General features: G+C 70.7%; 19 protein-coding genes, 1 tRNA gene and 1 pseudogene. 13 read left to right on the top strand and 8 right to left on the bottom strand.

Going from position 1 to position 23136, the window contains the following annotated elements; translation table 11 throughout:
- Positions 1–223 precede the first annotated feature (223 nt).
- Positions 224–1786 (bottom strand): MFS transporter, encoded by a 1563-nt coding sequence (locus tag ACIP5W_RS22560; protein ID WP_401476307.1) that lies wholly within the window; start codon positions 1784–1786, stop codon positions 224–226.
- Between the two features lie 61 nt (positions 1787–1847).
- On the opposite strand from ACIP5W_RS22560, the gene ACIP5W_RS22565 reads away from it, so the two are divergent.
- Positions 1848–2921, top strand: a complete 1074-nt coding sequence (locus ACIP5W_RS22565; RefSeq protein WP_401476310.1) for a helix-turn-helix transcriptional regulator — start codon at positions 1848–1850, stop codon at positions 2919–2921.
- Here ACIP5W_RS22565 and ACIP5W_RS22570 read toward each other — a convergent pair.
- Complete coding sequence (locus tag ACIP5W_RS22570) at positions 2918–3694, bottom strand: TetR/AcrR family transcriptional regulator (RefSeq protein ID WP_401476313.1); 777 nt, start codon at positions 3692–3694, stop codon at positions 2918–2920. The two genes, ACIP5W_RS22565 and ACIP5W_RS22570, sit on opposite strands and share 4 nt — an antisense overlap.
- Before the next feature lie 671 nt (positions 3695–4365).
- Positions 4366–5361, bottom strand: coding sequence for an RNA polymerase sigma factor RpoD/SigA (locus ACIP5W_RS22575; RefSeq protein WP_401476316.1), 996 nt, complete (start codon positions 5359–5361; stop codon positions 4366–4368).
- 204 nt (positions 5362–5565) lie between these two features.
- On the opposite strand from ACIP5W_RS22575, the gene ACIP5W_RS22580 reads away from it, so the two are divergent.
- Positions 5566–6084 (top strand): GNAT family N-acetyltransferase, encoded by a 519-nt coding sequence (locus tag ACIP5W_RS22580; RefSeq protein ID WP_401476319.1) that lies wholly within the window; start codon positions 5566–5568, stop codon positions 6082–6084.
- A gap of 139 nt (positions 6085–6223) precedes the next feature.
- Here the strand turns inward: ACIP5W_RS22580 and ACIP5W_RS22585 are convergent, their stop codons facing one another.
- Positions 6224–7033, bottom strand: coding sequence for a dioxygenase (locus tag ACIP5W_RS22585; protein WP_401476322.1), 810 nt, complete (start codon positions 7031–7033; stop codon positions 6224–6226).
- A 133-nt stretch (positions 7034–7166) separates the two neighbouring features.
- Between ACIP5W_RS22585 and ACIP5W_RS22590 the strand changes: the two genes are divergently transcribed.
- Entirely contained in the window at positions 7167–7676 is a 510-nt protein-coding gene (locus tag ACIP5W_RS22590) for a MarR family winged helix-turn-helix transcriptional regulator (RefSeq protein WP_401476325.1), read from the top strand.
- A 39-nt stretch (positions 7677–7715) separates the two neighbouring features.
- Here the strand turns inward: ACIP5W_RS22590 and ACIP5W_RS22595 are convergent, their stop codons facing one another.
- A complete protein-coding gene (locus ACIP5W_RS22595) occupies positions 7716–9251 on the bottom strand; it encodes an MFS transporter (protein WP_401476328.1) in 1536 nt (511 codons plus the stop codon).
- Positions 9252–9490: 239 nt separating this feature from the next.
- Entirely contained in the window at positions 9491–10138 is a 648-nt protein-coding gene (locus ACIP5W_RS22600; RefSeq protein ID WP_401476331.1) for a TetR/AcrR family transcriptional regulator, read from the bottom strand.
- A gap of 441 nt (positions 10139–10579) precedes the next feature.
- Here ACIP5W_RS22600 and ACIP5W_RS22605 point away from each other — a divergent pair, with 441 nt between their 5' ends.
- The 9 genes and pseudogenes from ACIP5W_RS22605 to ACIP5W_RS22645 form a co-directional block, all read left to right on the top strand.
- Entirely contained in the window at positions 10580–11908 is a 1329-nt protein-coding gene (locus ACIP5W_RS22605) for a M6 family metalloprotease domain-containing protein (RefSeq protein ID WP_401476334.1), read from the top strand.
- 247 nt (positions 11909–12155) lie between these two features.
- The gene (locus ACIP5W_RS22610; RefSeq protein ID WP_401476337.1) at positions 12156–13832 is read left to right on the top strand and encodes a helix-turn-helix domain-containing protein; all 1677 of its coding nucleotides are present in this window, start codon (positions 12156–12158) and stop codon (positions 13830–13832) included.
- A 60-nt stretch (positions 13833–13892) separates the two neighbouring features.
- A tRNA-Arg gene (locus ACIP5W_RS22615) sits at positions 13893–13965 on the top strand.
- A gap of 122 nt (positions 13966–14087) precedes the next feature.
- A protein-coding gene (locus ACIP5W_RS22620; RefSeq protein WP_401476340.1) for an IS5 family transposase occupies positions 14088–14905 on the top strand; the annotation gives its coding sequence in 2 pieces (ribosomal slippage) (positions 14088–14430 and positions 14430–14905; 819 coding nt in all).
- Positions 14906–15133: 228 nt separating this feature from the next.
- A complete protein-coding gene (locus ACIP5W_RS22625) occupies positions 15134–15982 on the top strand; it encodes an oxidoreductase (RefSeq protein WP_401476342.1) in 849 nt (282 codons plus the stop codon).
- Entirely contained in the window at positions 15982–16596 is a 615-nt protein-coding gene (locus ACIP5W_RS22630) for a TetR/AcrR family transcriptional regulator (RefSeq protein ID WP_401476344.1), read from the top strand. Before ACIP5W_RS22625 ends, ACIP5W_RS22630 begins: the two co-directional genes overlap by 1 nt.
- A 268-nt stretch (positions 16597–16864) precedes the next feature.
- Positions 16865–17215: a hypothetical protein gene (locus ACIP5W_RS22635; RefSeq protein WP_401476347.1), complete on the top strand. Its 351-nt coding sequence runs from the start codon at positions 16865–16867 to the stop codon at positions 17213–17215.
- Between the two features lie 798 nt (positions 17216–18013).
- Positions 18014–20026, top strand: a complete 2013-nt coding sequence (locus tag ACIP5W_RS22640) for a tetratricopeptide repeat protein (RefSeq protein ID WP_401476349.1) — start codon at positions 18014–18016, stop codon at positions 20024–20026.
- Positions 20027–20294: 268 nt separating this feature from the next.
- Positions 20295–20510, top strand: a pseudogene (locus ACIP5W_RS22645) (hypothetical protein); the annotation flags it as partial.
- 45 nt (positions 20511–20555) lie between these two features.
- On the opposite strand, the gene ACIP5W_RS22650 reads toward ACIP5W_RS22645, so the two are convergent.
- Both ACIP5W_RS22650 and ACIP5W_RS22655 read right to left on the bottom strand, forming a co-directional pair.
- Positions 20556–21881 (bottom strand): chloride channel protein, encoded by a 1326-nt coding sequence (locus tag ACIP5W_RS22650; protein WP_401476352.1) that lies wholly within the window; start codon positions 21879–21881, stop codon positions 20556–20558.
- A 40-nt stretch (positions 21882–21921) separates the two neighbouring features.
- Entirely contained in the window at positions 21922–22665 is a 744-nt protein-coding gene (locus ACIP5W_RS22655; protein WP_401476355.1) for an IS3 family transposase, read from the bottom strand.
- On the opposite strand from ACIP5W_RS22655, the gene ACIP5W_RS22660 reads away from it, so the two are divergent.
- Positions 22664–23104: a universal stress protein gene (locus ACIP5W_RS22660; RefSeq protein ID WP_401476358.1), complete on the top strand. Its 441-nt coding sequence runs from the start codon at positions 22664–22666 to the stop codon at positions 23102–23104. The genes ACIP5W_RS22655 and ACIP5W_RS22660 overlap by 2 nt on opposite strands.
- The last annotated feature ends 32 nt before the right edge of the window (positions 23105–23136 follow it).

Below are 23136 nucleotides of genomic sequence, written 5' to 3' on the forward strand. Positions count from 1 at the left end.
ATGCCCGAACTTGTGGTTTCGACTGGAGGCTACGCCCGGATTTCCGGAAAGTAAACAGGTTCGGATGCCATTCGGGCATGAACGGACTTCCACTCTCCGTCCGGTCCCGCCCGTGTACGTCCGCGTGCACCCTGTCGCGCCCGCGTACGCCCGGACACGGGCGAAGGGCCCGGCACCCTCGCAGGTGCCGGGCCCTTCCCGGCCGTTCCAGACCCTCCGCCCCTCAGGACACGAGCTCCGGCTCCTTCCCGGTGACCGGCAGCTCCGTCTCCCCCGCGCCCTCCACGTGCTGGGCGGGCCGCTTCGGCAGGGCGAACATCAGCAGGAAGATCACGCCCATCACGGCGGCCACCCAGCCCAGCGCGTACCGGAAGGCGGCCACGAACTCCGGGCCGATCTCGGCAGGGGCAGGCCGGTCGCCGATCCGGCCGAAGAAGACGACGGACACCAGGCCGAGGCCGAGCGCGTTGCCCATCTGCTGCACGGTGTTGATCAGGCCGGACGCCGACCCGGCGTGCTCGCGCGGCACTTCGGACAGCACCGCGTCGGTCAGCGGGGCGACGATCAGCCCCATGCCGGCGCCCATCACCGTGAGCGGGAGGATCATCTGCCACGGGGCGATGCCGAGGCCGTGGCGCCCGGACTCCCACAGGTAGAGCAGCACGCCCGCGCCCATGGTCAGCGCGCCCGCCTGGAGCACCTTGCGGCCGAAGCGGGGGACCAGCTTCTGCACGGAGAGGCCGGCGGCCGTCGACACCGCGAGGGAGAACGGGATGCCCGTCAGACCGGCGCGCAGTTCGCTCCAGCCGAGGCCGGTCTGGAGGTACAGCGTCCAGACCAGGAAGAAGATGCCGAGGCCGAGACCGAAGACCGTCTGCACGGCGATGCCGGCGGCGAAGCTCTTGACCCGGAAGAGGGACAGCTCGATCAGCGGCGAGCCGTCCCGCGCGCCCTTGCGCCGCTCGTACGCCACCAGCGCGCCGAAGACGACGAACGCGCCGGCCATCGACAGGTACCCCCACAGCGGCCAGCCCAGCTCACGGCCGCGGGTCAGCGGGTAGAGCAGCATCAGCAGACCGAGCGTCACCAGCGCGACGCCGACCAGGTCGAGCTTGAGCGCCTTCGGCGCCCGCGACTCGGTGATGAAGCGGCCGCCCAGGATCAGGGCCGCGATGCCGACCGGCAGGTTGATGAGGAAGATCGGCCGCCACTCCAGCCCGAACAGGTTCCACTCCGTCAGCAGCGCGCCCAGCAGCGGTCCGGAGACCGCGCCCAGGCCGACGATCGCACCGAAGAGCCCGAAGACCTTGCCGCGTTCGTGTGCCGGGAAGGTGGCGTGCACGATCGACAGCACCTGCGGGACCATCAGGGCCGCCATGCCGCCCTGGAGGAGCCTGGAGGCGACGAGCATCTCCGGGTTCGCGGCGAAGCCGCACAGGGCGGAGGCGAGGGTGAAGCCGCCGATGCCGAGGAGGAACACCCGCTTGCGGCCGTGGATGTCGCCCAGGCGGCCGCCGGTGATGAGGCCGGCGGCGAAGGCGAGCGCGTAACCGGCGGTGATCCACTGGATCTGGCTGTCGGAGGCGCCCGCGTCGCGCTGCATGGACGGGATGGCGATGTTGACGATCGTGACGTCGACGAGGTCCATGAAGGCCGCGGTCATCACGATCGCCAGAGCGAACCACCGACGGCGGCCGGCCACGTCCCCGGCCGCCGGGACGTCGGCCCCTGCGGGGTGCTCGGCCGGGCCGGAACCGGCGGAGAACTTGGTCTCGTTGGAGGTCATGCGAGGACACTAGGGGGCCAGTAGGCCAGGACGTGTCCTAGTGGTGCGGCATCCTCGACGCATGACGACGGACACCCCGGCTCGGCTGCTGCAACTCCTCTCCCTGCTCCAGACGCCCCGCGAATGGCCCGGCGGAGAACTCGCCGACCGGCTCCGGGTGTCCCGCCGCACGGTCCGCCGGGACATCGACCGGCTGCGGGAACTGGGCTACCCCGTCCAGGCGACCAAGGGCTCCGACGGCGGATACCGTCTGGTCGCGGGCAAGGCGATGCCCCCGCTCGTCCTCGACGACGAGGAGGCGGTGGCGATCGCGGTCGGCCTGCGGGCGGGTGCCGGGCACGCGTTGGAGGGCGTGGACGAGGCGTCCGTACGGGCCCTGGCCAAACTGGAGCAGGTGCTGCCGGCCCGGCTGCGCCACCGGGTCTCCACCCTCCAGGCCGCGACCACCCCGCTGACCAGCGGGGACGGTGCCAGCATCGCGCCCGAGACGCTGATCGTCATCGCCTCGACGGTGGCCGGACACGAGCGGCTGCGGTTCGCCTACCGCGCGAAGGACGGCACCGAGTCACGCCGGCTGACCGAGCCGTACCGGCTGGTCTCGACGGGCCGCCGCTGGTACCTCGTCGCCTACGACCTCGAACGCGACGACTGGCGCACCTTCCGCGTCGACCGGGTGGGCGAGCCCTTCGCCACGGGCACCCGGTTCGCACCGCGCGAGGTGCCGCAGGGGGACGCGGCGGAATACCTGCGCCGGTCGATCCAACGCCACCAGGAGACGTACGCGTTCGAGGTCACCTTCCAGGCCCCGGCGGAGACCGTCGCCGCACAGCTCCCGGCCTGGTTCGACCGCCCGGAGCGGACCTCCGAGGGCTGCCGCCTGCGGTCCGTCACCGGCGACCCCGTGGAATGGCTGGCGGTCCGCCTGGCCATGCTGGGCCACGAGTTCACGGTCCACTCCCCGAGTGAACTGGTGCGGTGCGTGAGCGATCTGGGGGCACGGCTGGGGCGGGCCGGGGCGGGAGCGGGCGCCGGAGCGCAGGCGGGAGCGGAAGCCGGCGTGGCGGCAGGGGCGGCAGGGGATGCCCGTGGGGCCGCGGGCCCCGGCGCGGCTGCGAAGCCCGGTGGGGGCGGTTAGCCGGAGGTGCCGGCGCCGCTACCCCACTCCATCCCCCGCACCGCCTCCAGGTTCCGCAGGGCCAGTTCGGCCGGGCCCTGTGGACCGCCCGGGGGGCTGTCGGTCGCGGCCCAGCTCTCCACGGCGACACGGACCGCGGCAGACGCGACCGCCGCGACGAAGCGCCCGCGGGGGGTGGGATCGGCCCGCCCGGGGGGCTCGTCCGACCCCGCGGGCACGGTGGTCGCGGTGGTCGCGGTGGTCTCCGCACGCTCGGCAACGTTGTCGGGCCCGGCTCCACCCCCCGCTCCCCGTCCTCTGAGCACCTCCTCCAGGGCGTCCTCCGAGGCATGGCAGACCTCGGCCCAGACCTTGCCCAGGGCGGGGCTGGTCGAGGCGAGGCGGATGAGGGTGCGGACCCACTCCCAGGACGCCGCCGACACACCGACGCCGGGCGTGAGGGTCTGCCGTACCGCGTGCTCCAGGGCCTCGGGCGGGGACAGGCGCGGCGGGGCCTCGCGCACCGCCTCCACCCAGCGCCGGGCGCCGGCCGCGTACAACGGGGCGACCGCCTCTTCCTTGGTGGCGAAGTACCGGTAGAACGTGCGCGGCGCGACACCGGCCGCCAGGGCGATGTCCTCGGCGCGGGTGGCCCTGAGGCCGCGCCCGGCGAAGAGGCGGGCGGCCGCTCGGGCGATCTCCATCCTGGTCGCCGCTTTGCGCCGCTCGGTGAGCGAAGCCGGGGCCGGCGGGGTGGCGGGGGAGGGAGGCGGTGCGGGGGTGGAGCTTGTCACACCGGCAGGCTATGCCCATGTGGCACAATCTGCCATCCAGGCGGGTCACCCCGGAGTTCAGGTACGGGGTGCCCCGCCCTTCAGCATGCCGGTACGCCCGCCCGGCCGCGCCCCGGGCGACCGCGTCGCTCCCGCGGCGGCTCTCCCCTCCCGTGTGCGGCCGCAATCCCGGGCCCGGCCCGGGACGCCCGGCTTCCCGCCCGTCCCGGGCTTTCGGCACCCCACCGAAAGGAGCCGGGCTCCGGCGCCAGGGGGGAGGCGCCGAAGCCCGACTCGGGAGGGTCCCGGCGCCGGGGGGGTGTGCGTCGGGACGTGGCTGGACGTGGCTGGACGTGGATCAGCGGATGTCTCTCGTGTCTCCCATGTCACCCATGCCGTTCATGAGAAGTCACCCGGACACGGAAAACGAGGGGGCGCGCGAACGCCGCAGGGCCGCGGGTCCGGTGGATCGGTGCGCACTTCTGCGCCCGAACTCCCGCGCCCAGAAGTCTTTTTCCCCCGGTGTCACCGGTTGAAAGCGACCTTCTGCGCCATGTTTGCGCGTACTTCCGCCACCCGCGTACGCCCGTGGCGGGTTGTGCACCCGTCGGTGGCGCGCTCCGCACCCGCCGGGGACCCGGCCCGGGACGGACCCCGCCCCGGACACGGACCCCCGCGGGTGCGGCGCCTGTCTACGCCGCCGCCTCGAACCCGGTGTCCCGGGCCAGCTTCTTCAGTTCCAGCAGCGCGTGCTTCTCGATCTGGCGGATCCGCTCGCGCGTCAGACCGTGTTCCTTGCCGACCTCGGTCAGCGTGCGCTCGCGGCCGTCCTCGATGCCGTACCGCATCTTGATGATGGAGGCCGTGCGCGGGTCGAGGCGGTCGATGAGGCCGTCCAGTTCCTCGCTGCGCAGCAGCGTGAGCACGGACTGCTCCGGCGAGACCGCCGAGGTGTCCTCGAGCAGGTCGCCGAACTGGGTCTCGCCCTGGTCGTCGACCGCCATGTTCAGCGAGACGGGGTCGCGCGCCCAGTCGAGCACGTCGGTGACGCGCTCCGGCGTGGAACCCAGCTCGGTGGCGATCTCCAGGGGCTCCGGGTCGCGGCCGTGCTCGCGGTTGAACTCCCGCTGGACGCGGCGGATACGGCCCAGCTCCTCCACCAGGTGGACGGGCAGCCGGATCGTGCGCGACTGGTCCGCTATGGACCGCGTGATGGCCTGGCGGATCCACCACGTGGCGTACGTGGAGAACTTGAAGCCCTTGCGGTAGTCGAACTTCTCGACCGCGCGGACCAGGCCGGCGTTGCCCTCCTGGACCAGGTCCAGCAGGGGCAGGCCGCTGCGCGGGTAGCGGCGGGCGACCGCCACGACCAGCCGGAGGTTGGAACGGATGAAGACGTCCTTGGCGCGCTCTCCCTCGGCGACGAGCGCCTCGAGCTCCTCGCGGGAGGCGTCCGCCTTGGACTCCTCGTATCCGTCGAGGACCTGCCGCGCGAACACACCCGCCTCGATGATCTGCGACAGCTCGACTTCCTTGGCGGCGTCGAGCAGAGGCGTGCGCGCGATCTCGTCGAGGTACATGCCGACCAGATCGCGGTCGGCGATCTCTCCGCCGTGGACGCGAGCGCTGCTTGCCGCGCCGGTCTCGCCGGAGGCGGACTGACGACGGGCGACGGCACGGGTTGCCATGCGTGCTCCCTTGCGATGGTGGGGTCAGCGGGTGGTCCGTGGACACCGGGGCACCGACTCGGGTCCTCCCGGGACTCTCTCGGGACTCTCCTCGGGTGCCCTGCATCCGGTGGATACAACGACTGGAATCAGGACAGAATTCCCCACCCGTCCCCCGATTTTTCTGATCATGCAGTACCCTGTCCGGCCCCAGGAGGAGGACGTATGCCGTCGGAACGTACAGAAGTGCAGGTCAGGCCGGGGATGGAGAGGGATCTCGAAGCCCTCACCGACCTCTACAACCACTACGTACGTGAGACGCCGATCACATTCGATACCGCGATTTTCACTCCGGAGGAACGCCGCCCTTGGCTGCTCTCCCACCCTGAAGACGGCCCGTACCGGCTGATGGTTGCCACGGACCCGCACTCACAGGGAATTCTGGGGTACGCCACCTCCAGTCCCTTCCGCGCGAAGCCCGCCTACGCGACCTCCGTCGAGGTGACGGTCTACCTCCGCCCGGACGCGGGCGGCCGCGGCGTCGGCACACTGCTGTACGAGGCACTCTTCGAAGCCCTGTCCGGCGAGGACCTGCACCGGGCGTACGCGGGCATCGCCCAGCCCAACGAAGCGTCCGTGCGCCTGCACGAACGCTTCGGTTTCCGGCACGTGGGCACCTACCGCGAGGTGGGCCGCAAGTTCGGCCGCCACTGGGACGTCGCCTGGTACGAGAAGGCCCTCTAGCCGACAGGTCGACCGGGCGACGGACGGGCCGGCGGACGGGTCAGCGACGGGCCGGCGGACGGGCCGTTCACCGGGCAGGCGCGCCGGCCCGCGGGCAGGCGTGTCGGCCGGCGGACGAGCGTGTCGCCCGCCGGGCGGGTCAGCCGAACTGCATCGACCGCTTCGCCAGCCCCAGCCAGAACCCGTCGATCACCGACTTCTGCGCGTCCAGTTCGCCGAAGACCTCCGCGGCGCCCATGGTGACGAACAGCGGGGCGAAGTGCTCGGTGCGCGGGTGGGCGTACCGGCCGGCCGGGGCCTTGTGCAGGAAGTCCAGCAGGGCGTCCCAGTCCCGGGTCTCCAGGGCGTGCCGCCCCCAGTCGTCGAACTCGGAGGACCAGGTGGGCACTCCCCCGCCGGTGTGCCGCAGCGCGGCCAGGTTGTGGGTGAAGAACCCGGAGCCGACGACGAGGACCCCCTCGTCGCGCAGGGGCGCGAGCCTGCGGCCGATCTCCATGAGCTTCACGGGGTCGAGGGTCGGCATGGAGATCTGGAGGACCGGGATGTCGGCGGCCGGGAACATCTCGACGAGCGGGACGTACGCGCCGTGGTCGAGGCCCCGGTCGGGGATGTCCTGCACGGGGGTGCCAGGGGCGCGCAGCAGCTTGCGCACGCTCTCGGCGAGCGCCGGCGCGCCCGGGGCGTCGTAGCGCACCCGGTAGTAGTGCTCGGGGAAGCCCCAGAAGTCGTAGACCAGGGGGACGGGATCGACCGCGCCGAGAGCGAGGGGGGCCTCCTCCCAGTGGGCGGAGACCATGAGGATCGCCTTGGGGCGGGGCAGGTCGGCGGACCAGGCGGCGAGCTGACCGGGCCAGACGGGATCGTCCGCGAGGGGCGGGGCGCCGTGGCTGAGGTACAGGGCGGGCATGCGCTCCTGCGGAACGGCACGTTCCTGGGTGGCGGCGGACATGGCGGCAACTCCCTCGGCGGCTCGACGTGTTCGGACGGGCCCACATTTCCTTGAACTCTAAATTTCCTGTCCGTACATGACTGTAGACCCCACTTGTTTAAATTTCAAGGATGGGGCCCGTAGAGTGGAGTGCATGACGAAGGCAGCCGCACCCGCTCCCGAGCCGCAATGGCTCACCGCGGAGGAGCAGCGCATCTGGCGCTCGTACCTCCACGCCACCACCCTCCTCGAGGACCACATGGACCGGCAGCTGCAGCGCGACGCCGGGATGCCGCACGTCTACTACGGCCTCCTCGTCAAGCTCGCCGAGTCCCCCCACCGCCGGCTGCGGATGACCGAACTCGCGAGGGACGCCAAGATCACCCGCTCCCGCCTCTCGCACGCCGTCGCGCGCCTGGAGAAGAACGGCTGGGTACGGCGCGAGGACTGTCCCTCCGACAAGCGCGGCCAGTTCGCGGTGCTGACCGACGAGGGCCTGGACGTCCTCAGGAGCGCGGCGCCGGGTCACGTGGCCGCCGTACGCAACGCGCTCTTCGACCGGCTCACCCCGGAACAGCAGAAGTCCCTCGGCGAGATCATGCAGATCGTCGCCGAGGGACTCCAGCCGAGCGAAGCGGGTGCCGACCTGCCCTGGCTGCGCTGACCGCCGCAGCCGGGGCGGTATGTCAGTACGTCGGTCGGATCAGTGGGCGACCACCGGGACCGGGACGGCCTCCTCGGCGCCCTCGCCGGCGCCCGTGACCGCGCTCATGTCCGGCTTGCCGGCGTTGACGAAGGTCAGGGCGATCGTGGCGGCGACGACCAGGATGCCGACGGCGAACCAGATCGCGCTGGTGTAGCCGTTCACCAGGCCCTCCAGCTGGACCAGCTGCTGCTGGGAGCGGGTGCCCGCGTTGCCGATGTGGTCGGCGATGTACGAGGTCGTGGCCGAGGCCGCGATCGTGTTCAGCAGCGCCGTACCGATCGCGCCGCCCACCTGCTGCGAGGTGTTGACCATCGCGGAGGCGACACCGGCGTCCCGCGGCTCGACACCCTGGGTGGCCAGGGACATGGCCGGCATGAACGCCGTACCCATGCCGAGGCCGAGCAGCAGCATCGCGGGCAGCAGCAGGGCCGCGTACGAGGAGCCGATCTCCAGCTGGGTCAGCAGCAGCATGCCGAGCGCGGCGACCAGGAAGCCGGGGCCCATCAGCAGCCGGGGCGCGACCCGGGTCATCAGCCGGGTGCCGATCTGGGTCGAGCCCGTGATCATGCCCACGATCATCGGGAGGAAGGCGAAACCGGTCTTGACCGGCGTGTAGCCCTTCACGATCTGGAGGTAGTAGGTCAGGAAGAGGAACAGGCCGAACATCGCGATGATCGCGAGACCCAGCGAGAGGTAGATGCCGCCGCGGTTGCGGTCGGTGATCACGCGCAGCGGCAGCAGCGGGGACGCGACCCGCGCCTCGACGGCCACGAAGGTCGCCAGCAGCACCGCGGACGCGACGAACATGCCTATCGTCAGGGCGTCGCTCCAGCCCTCGGACTCGGCGCGGGTGAAGCCGTAGACCAGGGCCACCAGGCCGAGGGTCGACAGGATGACGCCCGGGATGTCCAGCGGGGAGCGGTTGCGGCCGCCCTCGGGCTCACGGATGACGAAGTAGGCACCGGCCGCGGCGACGACCGCGAACGGGATGTTCACGAAGAACGTCCAGCGCCAGTCCAGGTACTCGGTGAGGAAACCGCCGAGGATGAGGCCGACCGCGCCGCCGCCACCCGCGATGGCACCGTAGATGCCGAACGCCTTGGCGCGCTCCTTGGCGTCCGTGAACATCACGGCGAGCAGGGAGAGCGCGGCGGGCGCGAGCAGCGCGCCGAAGGCACCCTGGAGCGCGCGGGAGCCGAACAGCATCGCCTCGTTGGTGGCCGCGCCACCGAGTGCCGAGGCCGCGGCGAAGCCCACCAGGCCGAGGACGAAGGTGCGCTTGCGGCCCCAGAGGTCGGCGATACGGCCACCGAAGAGGAGGAGCCCGCCGAAGGCGAGGGCGTAGGCCGTGACGACCCACTGGCGGTTGCCGTCGGAGATCCCGAGATCCTGCTGGGCGGAGGGCAGGGCGATGTTCACGATGGTCGCGTCGAGGACGACCATCAGCTGGGCGAGCGCGATGAACACGAGCGCTCTCCAGCGGGCCGGGTCCGCGTGGCGGAGGCCCGGAGCCGTGGTGGCTGTGTCAGACATGGAGGTACCCACTTCGGAACTTCGTAACGGAAAAGTCATGATTTGGCGAAAGAAAACGGGCGGAGCGAGATCGCGGCTCGTCGACGGCGACGGCGACGGCGACGGCTGCGGAAAGGATCGGTGGACCGACGGCGCCGATCAGTCGTTCGGCGACCGGGCCGGTGGTCGTTCTCGGTGGCTCGGGATTGCTCTGGGTGGCTCGGGATTGCTCTGGGTGGCTCGCGGTGGCTTGCGGTGGCTCAGGCCTGGCGCAGGTCCTCCATGGTCACGGCCGTACCCGGCAGGACCGACCGGGCCGGGGCCCGCAGTCCGTCCAGGAACACCTGGAGATGGCGGTGGAGAAAGCGGTCGGCGTTGAGGCAGGCGGTGCCCGCCGGGGGCCGACTGAGCTGGGCCACGGCGACCATCAGGTCACCGGGGCCGACGTCGTCGCGGAGCTGACCGGCCTGCCGGGCACGCTCCATGACCTCCTCGACAAGCTGCTCGACCCGCATGCGGACGGCCAGGAGATCCGGGTGGTTCTCGTCGAACGTGCCGGCGATCATCGGGCACAGCGCGCTGACGCGTTCGTCGGCGGCCACGTGCACGAAGCGCTCCAGCGCGCCGAAGGCGTCGCCCGTCTCGGCGAGCGCCCGGGCGGCCGCCCGGGCGGTGCGGTCCATGACGGAACAGACGACCTCGCGGACGAGCGCCTGCCGGTCGGGGAAGTTGCGGTACACCGTGGCATTGCCGACACCGGCCCGGCGGGCGACGTCGTCGAGCGGCACCTCGGGGCCGAGTTCGACGAACAGTTCGCGGGCCGCGGTGACGATCCGCTCCCGATTGCGCAGGGCGTCGGCGCGCGGCCGGGTCACCTTGCGCTGCGCGGGGGCGGTGGCGGTCTGCACGGCGTACTCCTCGGGTCGATGACGTGACGGGCGATGCTTGCTGGTGCTGCTGTCGGTACCGCCGGCGCTGGTGCCGCCGTCGGTACCGATGATGCTGAGGCTGCTGTCGACACCGGTGGTGCCGCCAGTGCCGATGGCGCCGCCGGCACTGATGGCACTGATGGTGCTGCGACGTACTGCTGATGGTGCCGCTGTCGCCCGATCCGGGGAAGCGGTCCCCGTTTCGCTCGGACACATGACTAAACGGGGAGACGATCCCCGGTTATTTCCCGGACGCCGATTCTTCTCACGTGACCTGGGTCACAACCTCTCCCGCCTCGCGCCTACCCCCCGGTAACCCACGATCGGCCGCTCCAGCGCGCGCCACCGACCGCTCCCCACGAGGGTGATCGAAAGGGTGCAGCCGGTGACCGGCGGCTGCCTGGCGCGAAGGGTTCCCGCATGCAGCCGCAGCCTGAGCGACCCGGGGCAGGCCGTCGCGGCACGCCCCAGGAGCCGCTCCGCCGACGCATACGCCGGCGGCGCACGGCCGGCCTCGCCTGCGTGACCGCCCTGACCTTCGCGGTCAGCACCTCGGCCGGCACCGGTCACCTCGCGCCGCGCCCGAGCCCGGCCGGCGCGGGGCCGATCTCGCTGGCCCGCACCCCCGCCCTCGCCCCCTGCCTGATCACCGCCGGATCCGCCGTCCAGATGTCCGAGGGCGTCCCGACGACCGGCGGCTACGCCCGCGCCACGGGCACCGTCCGCGCCCTGACCCTCATGATCGACTTCTCGGACGCGCCCGGCCGCGGCAAGGCGCAGGACCGGTTCCGCGAGTTCTTCCCCCAGACCCAGGAGTGGTTCCGCACCGCGTCCTACGGCCGCCTCGACTACCGCGCCGAAACCCCCGTACCCGACTGGCTGCGCATGCCCAAGCCGTTCCGGTCGTACGGCATAGAGCGCGGCGCGCCCTTCGATCCCGGCTACCGCGAACTGGTCCAGGACATCGTGGCCGCCGCCGACCCGACCGTCGACTTCCGGGCGTACGACCTCCTGAACGTGCTGGTCACCCCGAACGCGGGCCCCTCCGCGCTGGACACCGTCCTGTCGGTGACGTTCGCCGGCAACCACGAGGCTCCGGTCGCCGACGGCGTCCCCGTCGCGAACGCGTCCTTCGTCTACTCGCGCCAGGACGACGGCTCCGGCTCCTACGACCGCACCGGCTACCGCGTCCTGCCGCACGAGAACGGCCACGTCTTCGGCCTGCCCGACCTCTACACCCAGGAGGGCGGCGGCGCGGTCGGCCACTGGGACATCATGAGCGAGGACTGGGGCGCCAACAACGACTTCCTCGGCTGGCACAAATGGAAGCTGGGCTGGCTGGACGCCGACCAGATCGGCTGCGCGTCCGCCCCCGGCACCAGCGAGTACGCGCTCACCCCCCTCTCCGAACGGGGCGGCCCCAAGCTGGTCTTCGTCCCGCTCAACAGCCGCGCCGGGTACGCCGTCGAACTGCGCACCCGCGGCGGCAACGACGAGGCGGTGTGCCGCCCCGGCGTCCTCGTCTACCGGGTCGACGCGAACATCGACACCGGCATGGGCCCGGTCACCGTCCACGACTCCCAGCGCGACAGCGGCGGCTGCACCCGCAGCCCGAACGTCCACGCCGAACTGTCCGACGCGCCGCTCGTGCCGGGCGAGATGTTCAAGGACACGGAGAGAGGGGTGCGCATCTCCGTGGTGGCGGCGGACCTGGAGGGGACGTACCGGGTGCGGATCACCCGCAAGTAGCCGGCCGGCCGCGGGGCGTGCGACCGGCCTTCGCGGGCCGCGGGGCGTGCGACCGGCCCCGCCGACCGCAGGGTGTCCCGGCGGAGGCCGGTGGCCCGGACGGCGGGGTTGCGGGGGCGCGGCTACCGTAGGCGACCTGCCGCGACCGCCGTACCCGCCGACGCCGTGGGCGACCTGCCGCCACCGCCGTACCCACCACCGCCGTACCCACCACTGCCGTACCCGCGACAGCCGTACCGGAGAGACGATGCCCGCCAGGACGACCACCCCGACCGCCACCGCCCCGGACAGCAGCCGGGTACCGGAGGAGGCGGTCACGCCGTTGATCCGCGGGGTCGCCGTCCTGGAGGCGCTGACCGCGGCGGGCGGCACGATGAGCCCGAGCGCCCTGGAACGCGCCACCGGCCTGGCCCGTTCCACGGTCGACCGGATCGTGGCGACGCTGGCCCGTATGGAGTACGTCCGCCTGGACGGCCGGGACGCGGTCCTGACCCCGCGGGTGATGGAACTCGGCAACGCCTACCTGGCCGCCCTGCGCCTGCCCGTCCTCCTCGGATCGCGAGCCGACGCCCTCGCCGACGAACTCGACGAGTCCGTGTCGCTCGCGGTCGCCGACCGCGACGGCATCCGCTTCATCCACCAGGCGACCCGCCGCCGCGCGATGTCCCTCAGCTTCCGCATCGGCGACCTGCTCCCGGCCGAACGCACCGCCCCCGGCCCGCTGTTCGCGACCGAATGGACCGAAGCGGACTGGACCCGCTGGCGCACCCGCCGGTCGAGGGACCCCCAGGACCGCACCTTCCCCGCCGTCCCCCCGGCCCCGGCCACACGCCCGGACGAGCCGAACGAAAACAACGAAAACAACGAAGACAACGAGGGCGACAGGGACGACAGGGGCGGCAGGGGCGACAGGGGCGGCAGGGGCGACAGGGACTTCGTACACCGGACCGAGCGGGCGGCCGCGGACGGCTGGTCCCTGGACGACCAGTTGATCGAACCCGGCCTGGTGGCGGTCTCCGCGCCCGTACGGGACCCCCGTACGGGACGCCTCGCCTGTGTCGCCAACGTCGTCAGCCACACCAGCCGGCACACGGCGGCCGACCTGCGCGACACCCTCCTCCCCCGGCTCCGTAGGGCCGTTGCGGTGATGGAGGAGGACCTGCGCCGGGCCCCGCACGCCGAACCGGGCCCGCAGCCCGCGGGCCTGGCCACCTGGACAAGCGCGTCGAAGCAGGAACTGGGCCGCGAGTTCATCGAGTCCCTGGCCCGCGGCCTGACCGTGCTCACGGCGTTCGGAGAGGACCGGGCCGCCCTGACCCTGACAGAGGTGGCGAAGGCCACGGGCCTGGCCAGGGCGACGGCCCGCAGAGCCCTGATCACCTACGAACACCTGAACCTGGTGACCCACAACGCCGCCGACCGCACCTTCTCCCTCTCCCCCCGAGTCCTCTCCCTCGGCTTCCCCCCGCTCGCGGGAACCTCCCTCCCCCGCCTCGCGGAACCCCACCTGCGCGCCCTGACCGACCGCATCCAGGAAACGACCTGCCTCGCGGCCCGCACCGAGACGGGCGACGAGATCCAGTACACGGCCCGGGTGACCGCCCGCCACGTCATGCGCGTCGACATCCGCGTCGGCACGCGGCTGCCGGCCACGACGGACACGGCGGTGGGCCGCGTCCTCCTGGCGAACCAGGACCACGCCCTGGCCGACGAGGAGTTGGAGGAAGGCGTCCGCACCCTCGCCGTCCCCCTCCACGACCGCACCGGCCACACGGTCGCCGCCCTCACCACCTCCACCCACACCGCCCGCCGCACACCCCAGGACTGCCTCGACACCCTCCTCCCCGCCCTGACCACCACAGCCACCCACATCGAGACCGACCTCCACACAGCCTCCCGCTTCACCCCCGTCCCCCTGACCTGACCCCCACACCCCCAACCGATTCCGGTACGCTGACGCCTGGACCCACACACACGGGCCCACGCCTTCGTAGCTCAGGGGATAGAGCACCGCTCTCCTAAAGCGGGTGTCGCAGGTTCGAATCCTGCCGGGGGCACAGAAGAAGGGCCAGCTCAGGAGGGTTTCCTCCCGGGCCGGCCCTTCGTCGCGTTCGGGGTCGTGCCACACGCGTGCCACTAAGACCGTGTCCTACGTGGTGAGGCGGTCGTTGGTCCGTTCATGGGGCGAGGTACGTGGAGTTGGATTGTTCCGGACGGGCTGTGGGAGATCGCGGAGCCGCTGATCCCGCCGTCGAAGGTGCGACCGCAGGGTGGTGGAACGCAGGACGCGCCTGATGAGACGCTGTTCGCCGCGATCATCTACGTGCTGGTCAGCGGCTGCGCCTGGCGCCAACTGCCGCCCTGCTTCGGCATATCGAAGTCGACCGCCCACCGCCGGTTCCTGATCTGGTCGAGAGCCGGCCTCTGGGGGCGGTTGCACGAGGCCGTGCTGCACCGGCTCGACGACGTCGGCCTCATCGACGTCACCCGAGTCGTCCTGGAAACCGCCCACGTGAGGGCTAAAAAGGGGGCGAACACACAGGTCCGAGCCCCGTGGACCGGGGCAAGCCGGGTTCCGAGATGCACGTCCTGTCGGACGCGAACGGACTGCCCCTCCTCGTCGGCGTCTCGGCCGGAAACACCCACGACAGCGAAGGGCTGAAGCCCATGGCGGAGGGTCACCAAACGAGACACGACCCCCACCGCGGCCGGTACTTCAAGCCCCAGCGCCTGCACGCGGACAAAGCTTACGACCGGGCCGACCTGCGCAGATGGCTTCGCGGCAGGCGCATCGGAGTCCGCATCGCCCGCAAGGGCATCGAGTCCAGCGAACGATTGGGGCGACGCCGATGGGTCATCGAACGCACCATGTCGTGGCTGTCCGGCTACCGCAGACTCAGCCCTCGCTACGAGCGCGATCCCCGCAACTACCTGGCCTTTCTCGGCCTCGCCGCCGCCATGTGCTGCTACAAGCGACTCATCCGCCTCACCACGTAGGACACGGTCCAAAGGGGCCTATCCAGGACGGCACCGGCGCCGTGATCACTCCAGTCACGCCGTGATCGTTTCAGCCGAGGCGAGCGGGTCGGTGAGGGGCCGGACTGACCTCACCTGAGCATGATGCCGTTGGGGCAGAATCAGCATCCCGCTGATTAAAATCGACACTGTGTAGACTCTCTGGGTGAGGGGCAGTCCAGCTCCTCGCGAGACCTTTCTGGAGGAGCAGTGCAGCAGCAGAAGTGGCTCATCACCGGTGTCAGCACGGGCCTTGGACGTGCCTTCGCCCAAGCCGCCCTGGCCGCCGGACACACCGTCGTCGGCACCGTTCGCGCGGAGAAGGATCTGCGGGCCTTCGAAGAGCTCGAACCCGGGCACGCTCACGGCCGCATCCTGGACGTGACCGACGGCGACGCCGTCTCCAGCGTGGTCACGGAGGTGGAGCAGAGCGTCGGCCCCCTGGACGTCGTCGTCGCCAACGCCGGCTACGGCCTTGAGGGCACCTTCGAGGAAACCCCGCTGGCCGAGGTGCGGCGGCAGTTCGAGGTCAACGTATTCGGGACAGTGGCCACCCTGCAGGCCGCCTTGCCCCACATGCGTCGGCGCCGCCGCGGACACCTGATGGCCGTCACCTCCATGGGCGGACTCATGGCCGTGCCCGGCATGTCCGCCTACTGCGGCAGCAAGTTCGCCCTGGAAGGCATCCTCGAGGCACTGGGCAAGGAGGTCGCACAGTTCGGGATCCACGTGACGGCGATCGAGCCCGGCTCCTTCCGCACCGACTGGGCCGGACGGTCCATGACACGCACCGCGCGGACCATCGACGACTACGACACGCTGTTCACCCCCATCCGTGAAGCGCGGCAGAAGGCCAGCGGGAACCAGCTGGGCAATCCGGCCAAGGCCGGGGAGGCCGTCGTGCACATCGCGTCGGTCGACCAGCCGCCGGCCCACCTCGTCCTGGGCTCGGACGCGCTGCGACTGGTCACCGCCGCGCGCGCGGCCGTGGACGAGGACATCCGCGCATGGGAGCACCTCTCCCGTACCACCGACTTCGCCGAGGGCGCTCAGCTCTGATGTCCGGCCACCACCCCGCCAGGAGCCGACGCACCACCGAAAGCAAGGGTGACGTCCGGGAGCGGGCCATCCTCGACACCTGCGAAGCTCTGCTAGCACAACAGGGCTATGACGCCATGACCGTTGGCGACATCGCGCAGGGCGCCGGCATCACACGCGGCGCCCTGTACTTCTACTTCGGCTCCAAGCAAGAAGTGGTCACGGCACTCGTGGCCCGGACCGTCGAGCACCTTTGGGAACGGTCCCGAGCCACCGCGCAGACCGACGAACCACGCCAGGCCATCGCAGCAGCCATGCAGCGCACGGTCGAGTTGTGGAACGAACACGGCCTGGTCATGCGCACGGCGATCGACCTGTCGTTGACCGTGCCGGAGATCGGCGAACTGTGGAACCACACGGCCGACTTGTTCATCACAGCCATCGCCGCCGTCCTGGAACGAGCCGGCATTCAGGCCGGCACCGAACCAGAACAAGCGTCGGCGATGGCACGCGCTCTGTGCTGGATGATCGAGCGGACCTTCTACCACGCCTCACAAGAGTCCCGCGAGGAGTTGCAAAAGGCATCTTCAACCTGCGAACACATCTGGCTGATCAGCGCCGGCCTGATCACCTGATGCATCTGGTGTGGACGGTGAGGCGCGAAACCGAACCCCGCGACTCCGAGGCCCACCATCCAGACACTCCGACAGCGGAAATCCCACGGGGCACAACGTCCCGTACCTCCGATCAACGGGAGCTGGTGTCCACAACTCCCGTGTATGGGCCTTCCGGATCAGGTTTGCAAGACCTGGAAGGTCACGTACGGGACAAGCCTTAGCTGAACGCCTCGACAATGATCCGCAACATCGGAACCGCTTGCGGGACGCAGTACAGGCCCGGTACATGTCTCTCGAAGTCATCGACATGCTCACCCAGGCACTCCTTGACCGAGGCAGAACGCTTGCCGAAGTAGTCACGGGCAGAGAGTCGATCAGGGCCTTCACGGACTGCATGCCAAGCGCCGACATCCATGCGGCCCTCACGGAAGCGACACATCGTAACCGCGAGAAGTCATGGGAGCCGAACGACATCTTCGATATTGATGCACTAAGCGTCGCGGTGCCGTACTGCGACATTGTCGTAACCGAACGCTACGCATCCCATGTCCTGCACGCTGCTCACCTGCCGCAATGGATGAAAACCGAAGTAGTACCCAGACTCAAGGATCTAACAGAACGGCTGAATCGCCAGTGAATGCGTGGCGACCCGACAGCACACGCACGCAAAGGTTCCCTCTCTGGAATGCAGCGTTTTCGATCTTCAATAGGCTAGAGGGGGTGGCAGCCGAGCACGACGAGGACGCGGATCGGCCGTTCGCCGAGTTCAGCGCCCAAAACCAGCCGTGAAGGACCACGGCTTGGCAAGCTGATAACCCGCGCTCCGTCGCAACGGGGCCGGCCTCCGCAGGTTGCTCTGGGTCGACGGCGAAAGCCAGTAGCGTGGCTCAGGACGGTGGGTGCAGCGACGCATACGCGTGCGTGGTCGGTCGCAGCACTCGCCGTCCTGGATTACTGTCGTCGGCTGAGGTTCGTGCCACTGTCGTGCCAGATGCAGCGGTCAACCACGGTCAACGGGGTGTCTGGCGGTCGAGTTGCTGGGCATCTCACCAGTCATCGAAGCCCCAGGTCACCGGCACGACACCCCAGCCTCTCTCCTAAAGCGGGTGTCGCAGGTTGGAATCCTGCCGGGGGCACAAGGTCAAAGGCCGCCCGCCTACGGGTTTCCGTAGGCGGGCGGCCTTTGTCATCCACGGCTGGTATCAACGCGGGCGGTCACTGACGAGCGGGGCGTCTCCGCGGCGTTGTCCGGCCGGTACGGCAACCACTTGGAGAGTGTGGCCGGCATCCACGCCGACTGCCTCTGTGCGGGACGTTGTGTCACGTCGGGAAAGCCGACCGCCGAGAAGGACCGGAGTCGCGCGGCGGGACGGTGACCTTCCGGGGCAATGGTCCTGCCGGGGAAGCGTCGGCGGCCTTCTGGCAGGATCTGCGGATGCGTGAGCAAGCGTCATCCAGGTCGCAGAACGCCGACGCCGTGACGGGCGAGGCCGAGTCGGCTGCCGCCGAGGCCGGTCGGCCCGGTGCGGCACGTGCGTATGCCGAACTCCTCACCGCCAAGGGCCAGGTGGACGAATCGCTGCCCTGGTGGGAGAAGGCGGCGGCTGAGGAAGGGGATGCCGAGGCGGCTCGTACGCTCGCCGTCGTTCACAAGGACCGGTGGGATTTCGCGGAGGCCGAGCGGTGGTATCGCATGGCCGCCGACCGGGACGGGGGGTGTGCGTTCGGGCTGGCCACGTTGCTGAAGGAGGCGGGGGATCAGGCCGGGGCTCAGAAGTGGTACGCGCGGGGCGCCGAGCTGGGCAGCCTGGAGTGTGTGACCAACGGGGCCGTGATGCTTGCCGGGCAGGGTGCGTGGGAGGAGGCGCTGGCCCGGCTCGGCGAGGCGTGCGAGAGAGGAGATCGGAAGGCCTTCCAGGCTCGCCACATCATCGAGCGCATCCTGGACGACCTGGAACGATGGGGGGACGCGCTCGCGGCGGCCGAGCGAGACGGGGACCCCGAGGCTGCCTACGACGCGTTGAGTGACCTGCGCGACCCCGAGTACCAGGGCATGTTCGACACCTATCCCAGCACGGTGGGGGCAGCGGAGGCGCTGTACACCCGGGCCGCCGCGCTCGGCAGTGCCCGGGCGCTCGTGAACCAGGCCATCCTCGTGGAGCGGGATGCAAGCCGATGGCCGGAGGCCCGCGCCCTGGCCGAGCGCGGCCACGAACGGGGATACGCCGGTGCCGCCTTCGTGCTGGGGATCTGGTGGGAGGAACGCGGCGAGCTGCGGGAGGCGGAGAAATGGTTCCGCGCAGCCGAGGAGAACGGCGGCCACGACCTCGCCTGCCTCCGGCTCGGTGTGCTGTGCAAGCGTCAGCGCCGGCTCGACGAGGCGGAGGAGTGGCTGCGCAGGACCGGGGTGGACGAAGAGAACTACGACTCGTTCAACGGCGTCCAGGAGCTGATCGTCGACACGCTCAGGGAGATCGCCGAGCTGCGGGCGGAGCCCGAGAGCTCGGCGGACACCGAGCGCCGTACTCGTCTGCCCGGCCTGCGGACCGCCGCCGAGGCGGACGGCGCCGGCCCCGAGGAGATGTTCGCCTACGCCGACGCGCTCGACCGGCTGCGCCGGCTGCCCGAGGCCGCCGAGTGGTATCGCCGGGTCGGCACTCCTCGAGCCGGCCTCTGCCTCGGCCGCATGCAGTACCAGCTCGGCGGCGCCAAGGGCACGTACATGCTCCCGCTCTACGAGCCTGCGGCGGCGGCAGGGGACGCCGAGGCGGCGTACGACATCGCCGAGATCCACTCCGAGGCCGGGGACAAACGCTCGGCCGGTGTCTGGTACCACCGGGCGGCGCTGCTCGGACATGGCCGGGCCGCCTGGCACGTGGGCCGGATCTGCGAGGAACGCCGCGGCGACCCGCAGTTCGCGGAGCGTTGGTATGTACGGGCGGCGAGGACGGGCCTGGCCCGGCCGGCCTGCCTGGCGGGCATGAGCATGGTCCGGTACGGACGCCACGCCGAGGCGGAACGATGGCTGGTGATGGCCTGGGAGGAGGGCATCGTCGAGGCGTCGTACTACTTGGGGCGTGCGCTGCGCGGCCTCGGGCGCGAGGAGGAGGCCGTCGAGTGGCTGCGGCGCGCCGTCGAGCGGTATGCGGAGTTCGAGCGTGAACGGTACGGATTCAACAGGCTCGATCCCCGGCCCGAACTCGCAGATCTGCTCATGAAGTCGGAGCAGGACGAGGAGGCCGCAGACATCGTGGCGAGGATCCTGGAGGAGTACCCGGGCCACCTGCACGGCAACCGCTACGCCGGCATCCTCGCCCGGCGCAGGGGCGACCTCGAGACGGCCGCGAAACACTTCGAGAAGATCGCCGACAGGGGCGAGGACGGAAGCGTCGGGTTGACGCTGAGGGAGATCAGAGACCTCATGGCCCAGGCTTCGCACCCGCACTGAATGCGGGGACGGCCGCCGGCTCCCCGGAGCGCGGGGCCAATGATCGGCCGGCGACTCCTTGCCGGCGAGGTCGCGGAGATGTCGACGAAGGCCGGGACAGAAGGCGGCTGCCCGGCAGGACGCCGCAAGACGCCGTGGTCCAGGGTCGGCCCGTCACGGAGAAGCAGGACGGGTACGACTACCGCGCGGTCGGCATGGTGCCTCGGCCTGCCTGACATCCACAGCTGACATCAACGACGACGTACGCCCACGGTCCCCGGCGTCGCCCCAGCACGCCAAGGCAGGCATCGGCTTCTACTGGCGGATCGAGCGGGCCGCGACAGGCGTCCCTCTCGTGTACGCCCACCTCCTCGCCCCCGCGACGAAGACCTACCGGGATGGAGACGTGTTCACCGGCGTCCCCAAGGTGGCGGCCCCCTTCCCGGTGGAGATTCGACCCCGGGCAGGTCCGGCCACGCGCTGCTCAGCAGTCGACAGCGTGTGAGCGATGCGTGAGCGGACGGTCCGGCAAGGGGCGGCACGAGCCGGATCAAGTGGCTCGCGGGGCAGGGGGAGGGGTGAGCCTCGTCGTAGCGACGTACGAGACCACGACGGCGACGATCACCAGCGGCATGACGGTGAGCCCCTGCGACCCGATCAGCAGTGTGGCGAGCAGGACGGAGACCAGCGGAAGTCTCAGCATTGCGGCGCTCATCGCTCCGATGCCCATCGCGAACCCCGCGACCAGGCTCAGGCCTGGCAGGTGGGAGAACAGGATGCCGCCCGCCGCTCCCACGAACATCGCGGGAAAGATCGGGCCTCCCCTGAAACTGCTGAGCGATACGCAGTAGGCCAGGCCCTTGCACAACACCAGCAGCGACAACGCCCCGACCGAATACGCGGCGCTGTGCGTGAGGAGTGGATCCAGCGCCGTCTGCCCCGAGTACAACACGTCGGTCGCTTCTTTGCCGGTGCCCTCCGCGTAGCCGATCGCCAGCCCCGCCACGACCAGGCCCATGACCATCGTGGCCGGCACCCGTCGCCTCTCGACGTGCGCCTTGAGCCGGACGGCGAGCCATCGGATTCCCACGCCCACGAGTGCGGCTGAGAGTCCGATGACCAGAGCCCAGCCGAATTCCGCCGCTGTCGGGCGCGTCGCTTCGGGTACGGCGTGCAGGGCCAGCGAGTAGGTGCCCAGACCGGTCCAGTTTCCCAGTCCGACGAAGACGAGTGCGCCGATGCCGGCGGCCAGCAGGCCGGGCACCAGCACCAGAGCCATCATCGGACCCCCCAGCCCCAAGGCTTCCATCAGGAGGAACGCTCCGAGCAGGGGGGATCCCAACAGGGAGCTGACGGCCGCGAAACTGCCCGCCGCGCCCAGCAGCGCGCTCGCCTGCTCCGGCGGGTCCCGCTCGATCATGCGCACGGCGCCGGCGGCGAGCCCCGCGCCGAGCGCCAGGAGAGGGGACTCGGGCCCGAGGACGGCGGCGAAGCAGAGCGTCGCCAGGGCGGCGAAAAAGATGCCGGGCAGCTCGACGGGTGTGGGCGGGCCGGCGGTCCTGAAACCGGCCGTCGGCTCATGGCCGCCGTGTCCCGGCAGGTATCGAATCGTCAGCCCGGTGAACAGGCCGCCCAGGGCGAGCAGCGGCAACGGCCACCAAAACGGCGTTCCCCCGAACCCCAGCGACTTGGGCAGATCCGTGTAGAGCAGTGACTGGAGTTCATCGACCAGCGCGAGAAAACCGAACGCCGCCGCGGACACCGGCACGCCGATCAGCGCGGCCAGCAGCAGGAGCACCAGGTACTCGCGGCTCCGAAGAAGGGTCTGCGGGTCCGGGGGTGACGCGGCCTCGGGTCCAGCCCTGGCGACCGGCATGCGCATTGCCTCCTCGCGAACGCGGACCTCGTCGGTGGTCTCACCGGCCGCTTTCGGCGAACCTGAAACGCCCTGCCACCTGGTGCGGGAGGCGCGGTTCCGAGCCTGGCAGGCCTTTCCCTCGCGGGCACTTCAACGCCGCCCATGCGGGTAACTCCGACGCGTCGCCCTCGACCGACCGGATCTTTTGGGCCGGGTGGCCCGCCGAGCCGGCCGGCCGGGCATTCGGACCGCTCCGGCCCCGTCGGACGCTCTGGAGGCCGAGGTCGCGCATCAGCCGGGCGACCGTGCGGCGGGCCACCGGTATGCCCTCGCGGTGCGGCTGTCTGCGGATCTTCCGCACTCCGTGGGCGCCGACGTCGTCCGCGTGGACGCGGCCGATCCGTGTCTTCGGCTTCGCGTCTTCGGCTTCGCGTCTTCGGCTCCGTGTCTTCGGCTCCGTGTCCCGCACCGACCGCGGGCTGGACCGCCTCTTCTCGGCGGCGCAGTAGGTGCTCGTCGCGATCTTCAGCCCGTAGCCGGCCAGGACCTTGCGGACCGGCTCGGCTCCGGACACCTGCCGATGCCCGTCGATGAACGCTGCGAACGCTTCGACGGCCGGTCGGGCTCGGCCGCGAAGAAAGCCGAGGCGGCCTCGATCACCGGGTTTGGGTGGCTCTTCGCGCAGGTCACGGACCGTCCGGCGCCGGCGTGGAACCTGTACCGATGTCGCTGGGACGCCGGCGTGGCAGTGTCGCTCCACCCGAAGGATGATGGGTTGGGGGGACAGGAAGGGGCTACTCATGGATGGCACAAGGTCGCCGGATGTCGATCAGATCGTTGTCGGCGTCGACGGGTCGGAGGCGTCCAAGCGCGCACTTCGCTGGGCACTGGAGGAAGCGGAGGTACGACACGCGACGGTCAAGGCGGTTTCCGCCTGGCAGCTTCCGGATGAGGCGCGCGGACTGGTCCCGCACCGTGATTCCTTGACGGCGTACGAGAGCGCCGCACGCCGGACGCTGGACGAAGCCGTCCGTGATGTCGCCTCGGCGGCGGGGCTGAGCGCGCCGGGGAGCGCCGTCCTCGAGGGCAACCCCGCCGAGGTCCTGGTCAGCGAGGCACGGGATGCCGAATTGGTGGTCGTCGGGAACCGGGGGCACGGCCGCTTCGCGGAAACCCTGCTCGGGTCGGTCGGCCAGCGTGTCGTAGAACACGCGACCTGCCCTGTGGTGGTCATCCACTGACGCGGCCTTCGCCCGATGGCCTGTGGGCCTGT

Source organism: Streptomyces sp. NPDC088766 (assembly GCF_044750845.1).
Lineage (GTDB): Bacteria > Actinomycetota > Actinomycetes > Streptomycetales > Streptomycetaceae > Streptomyces.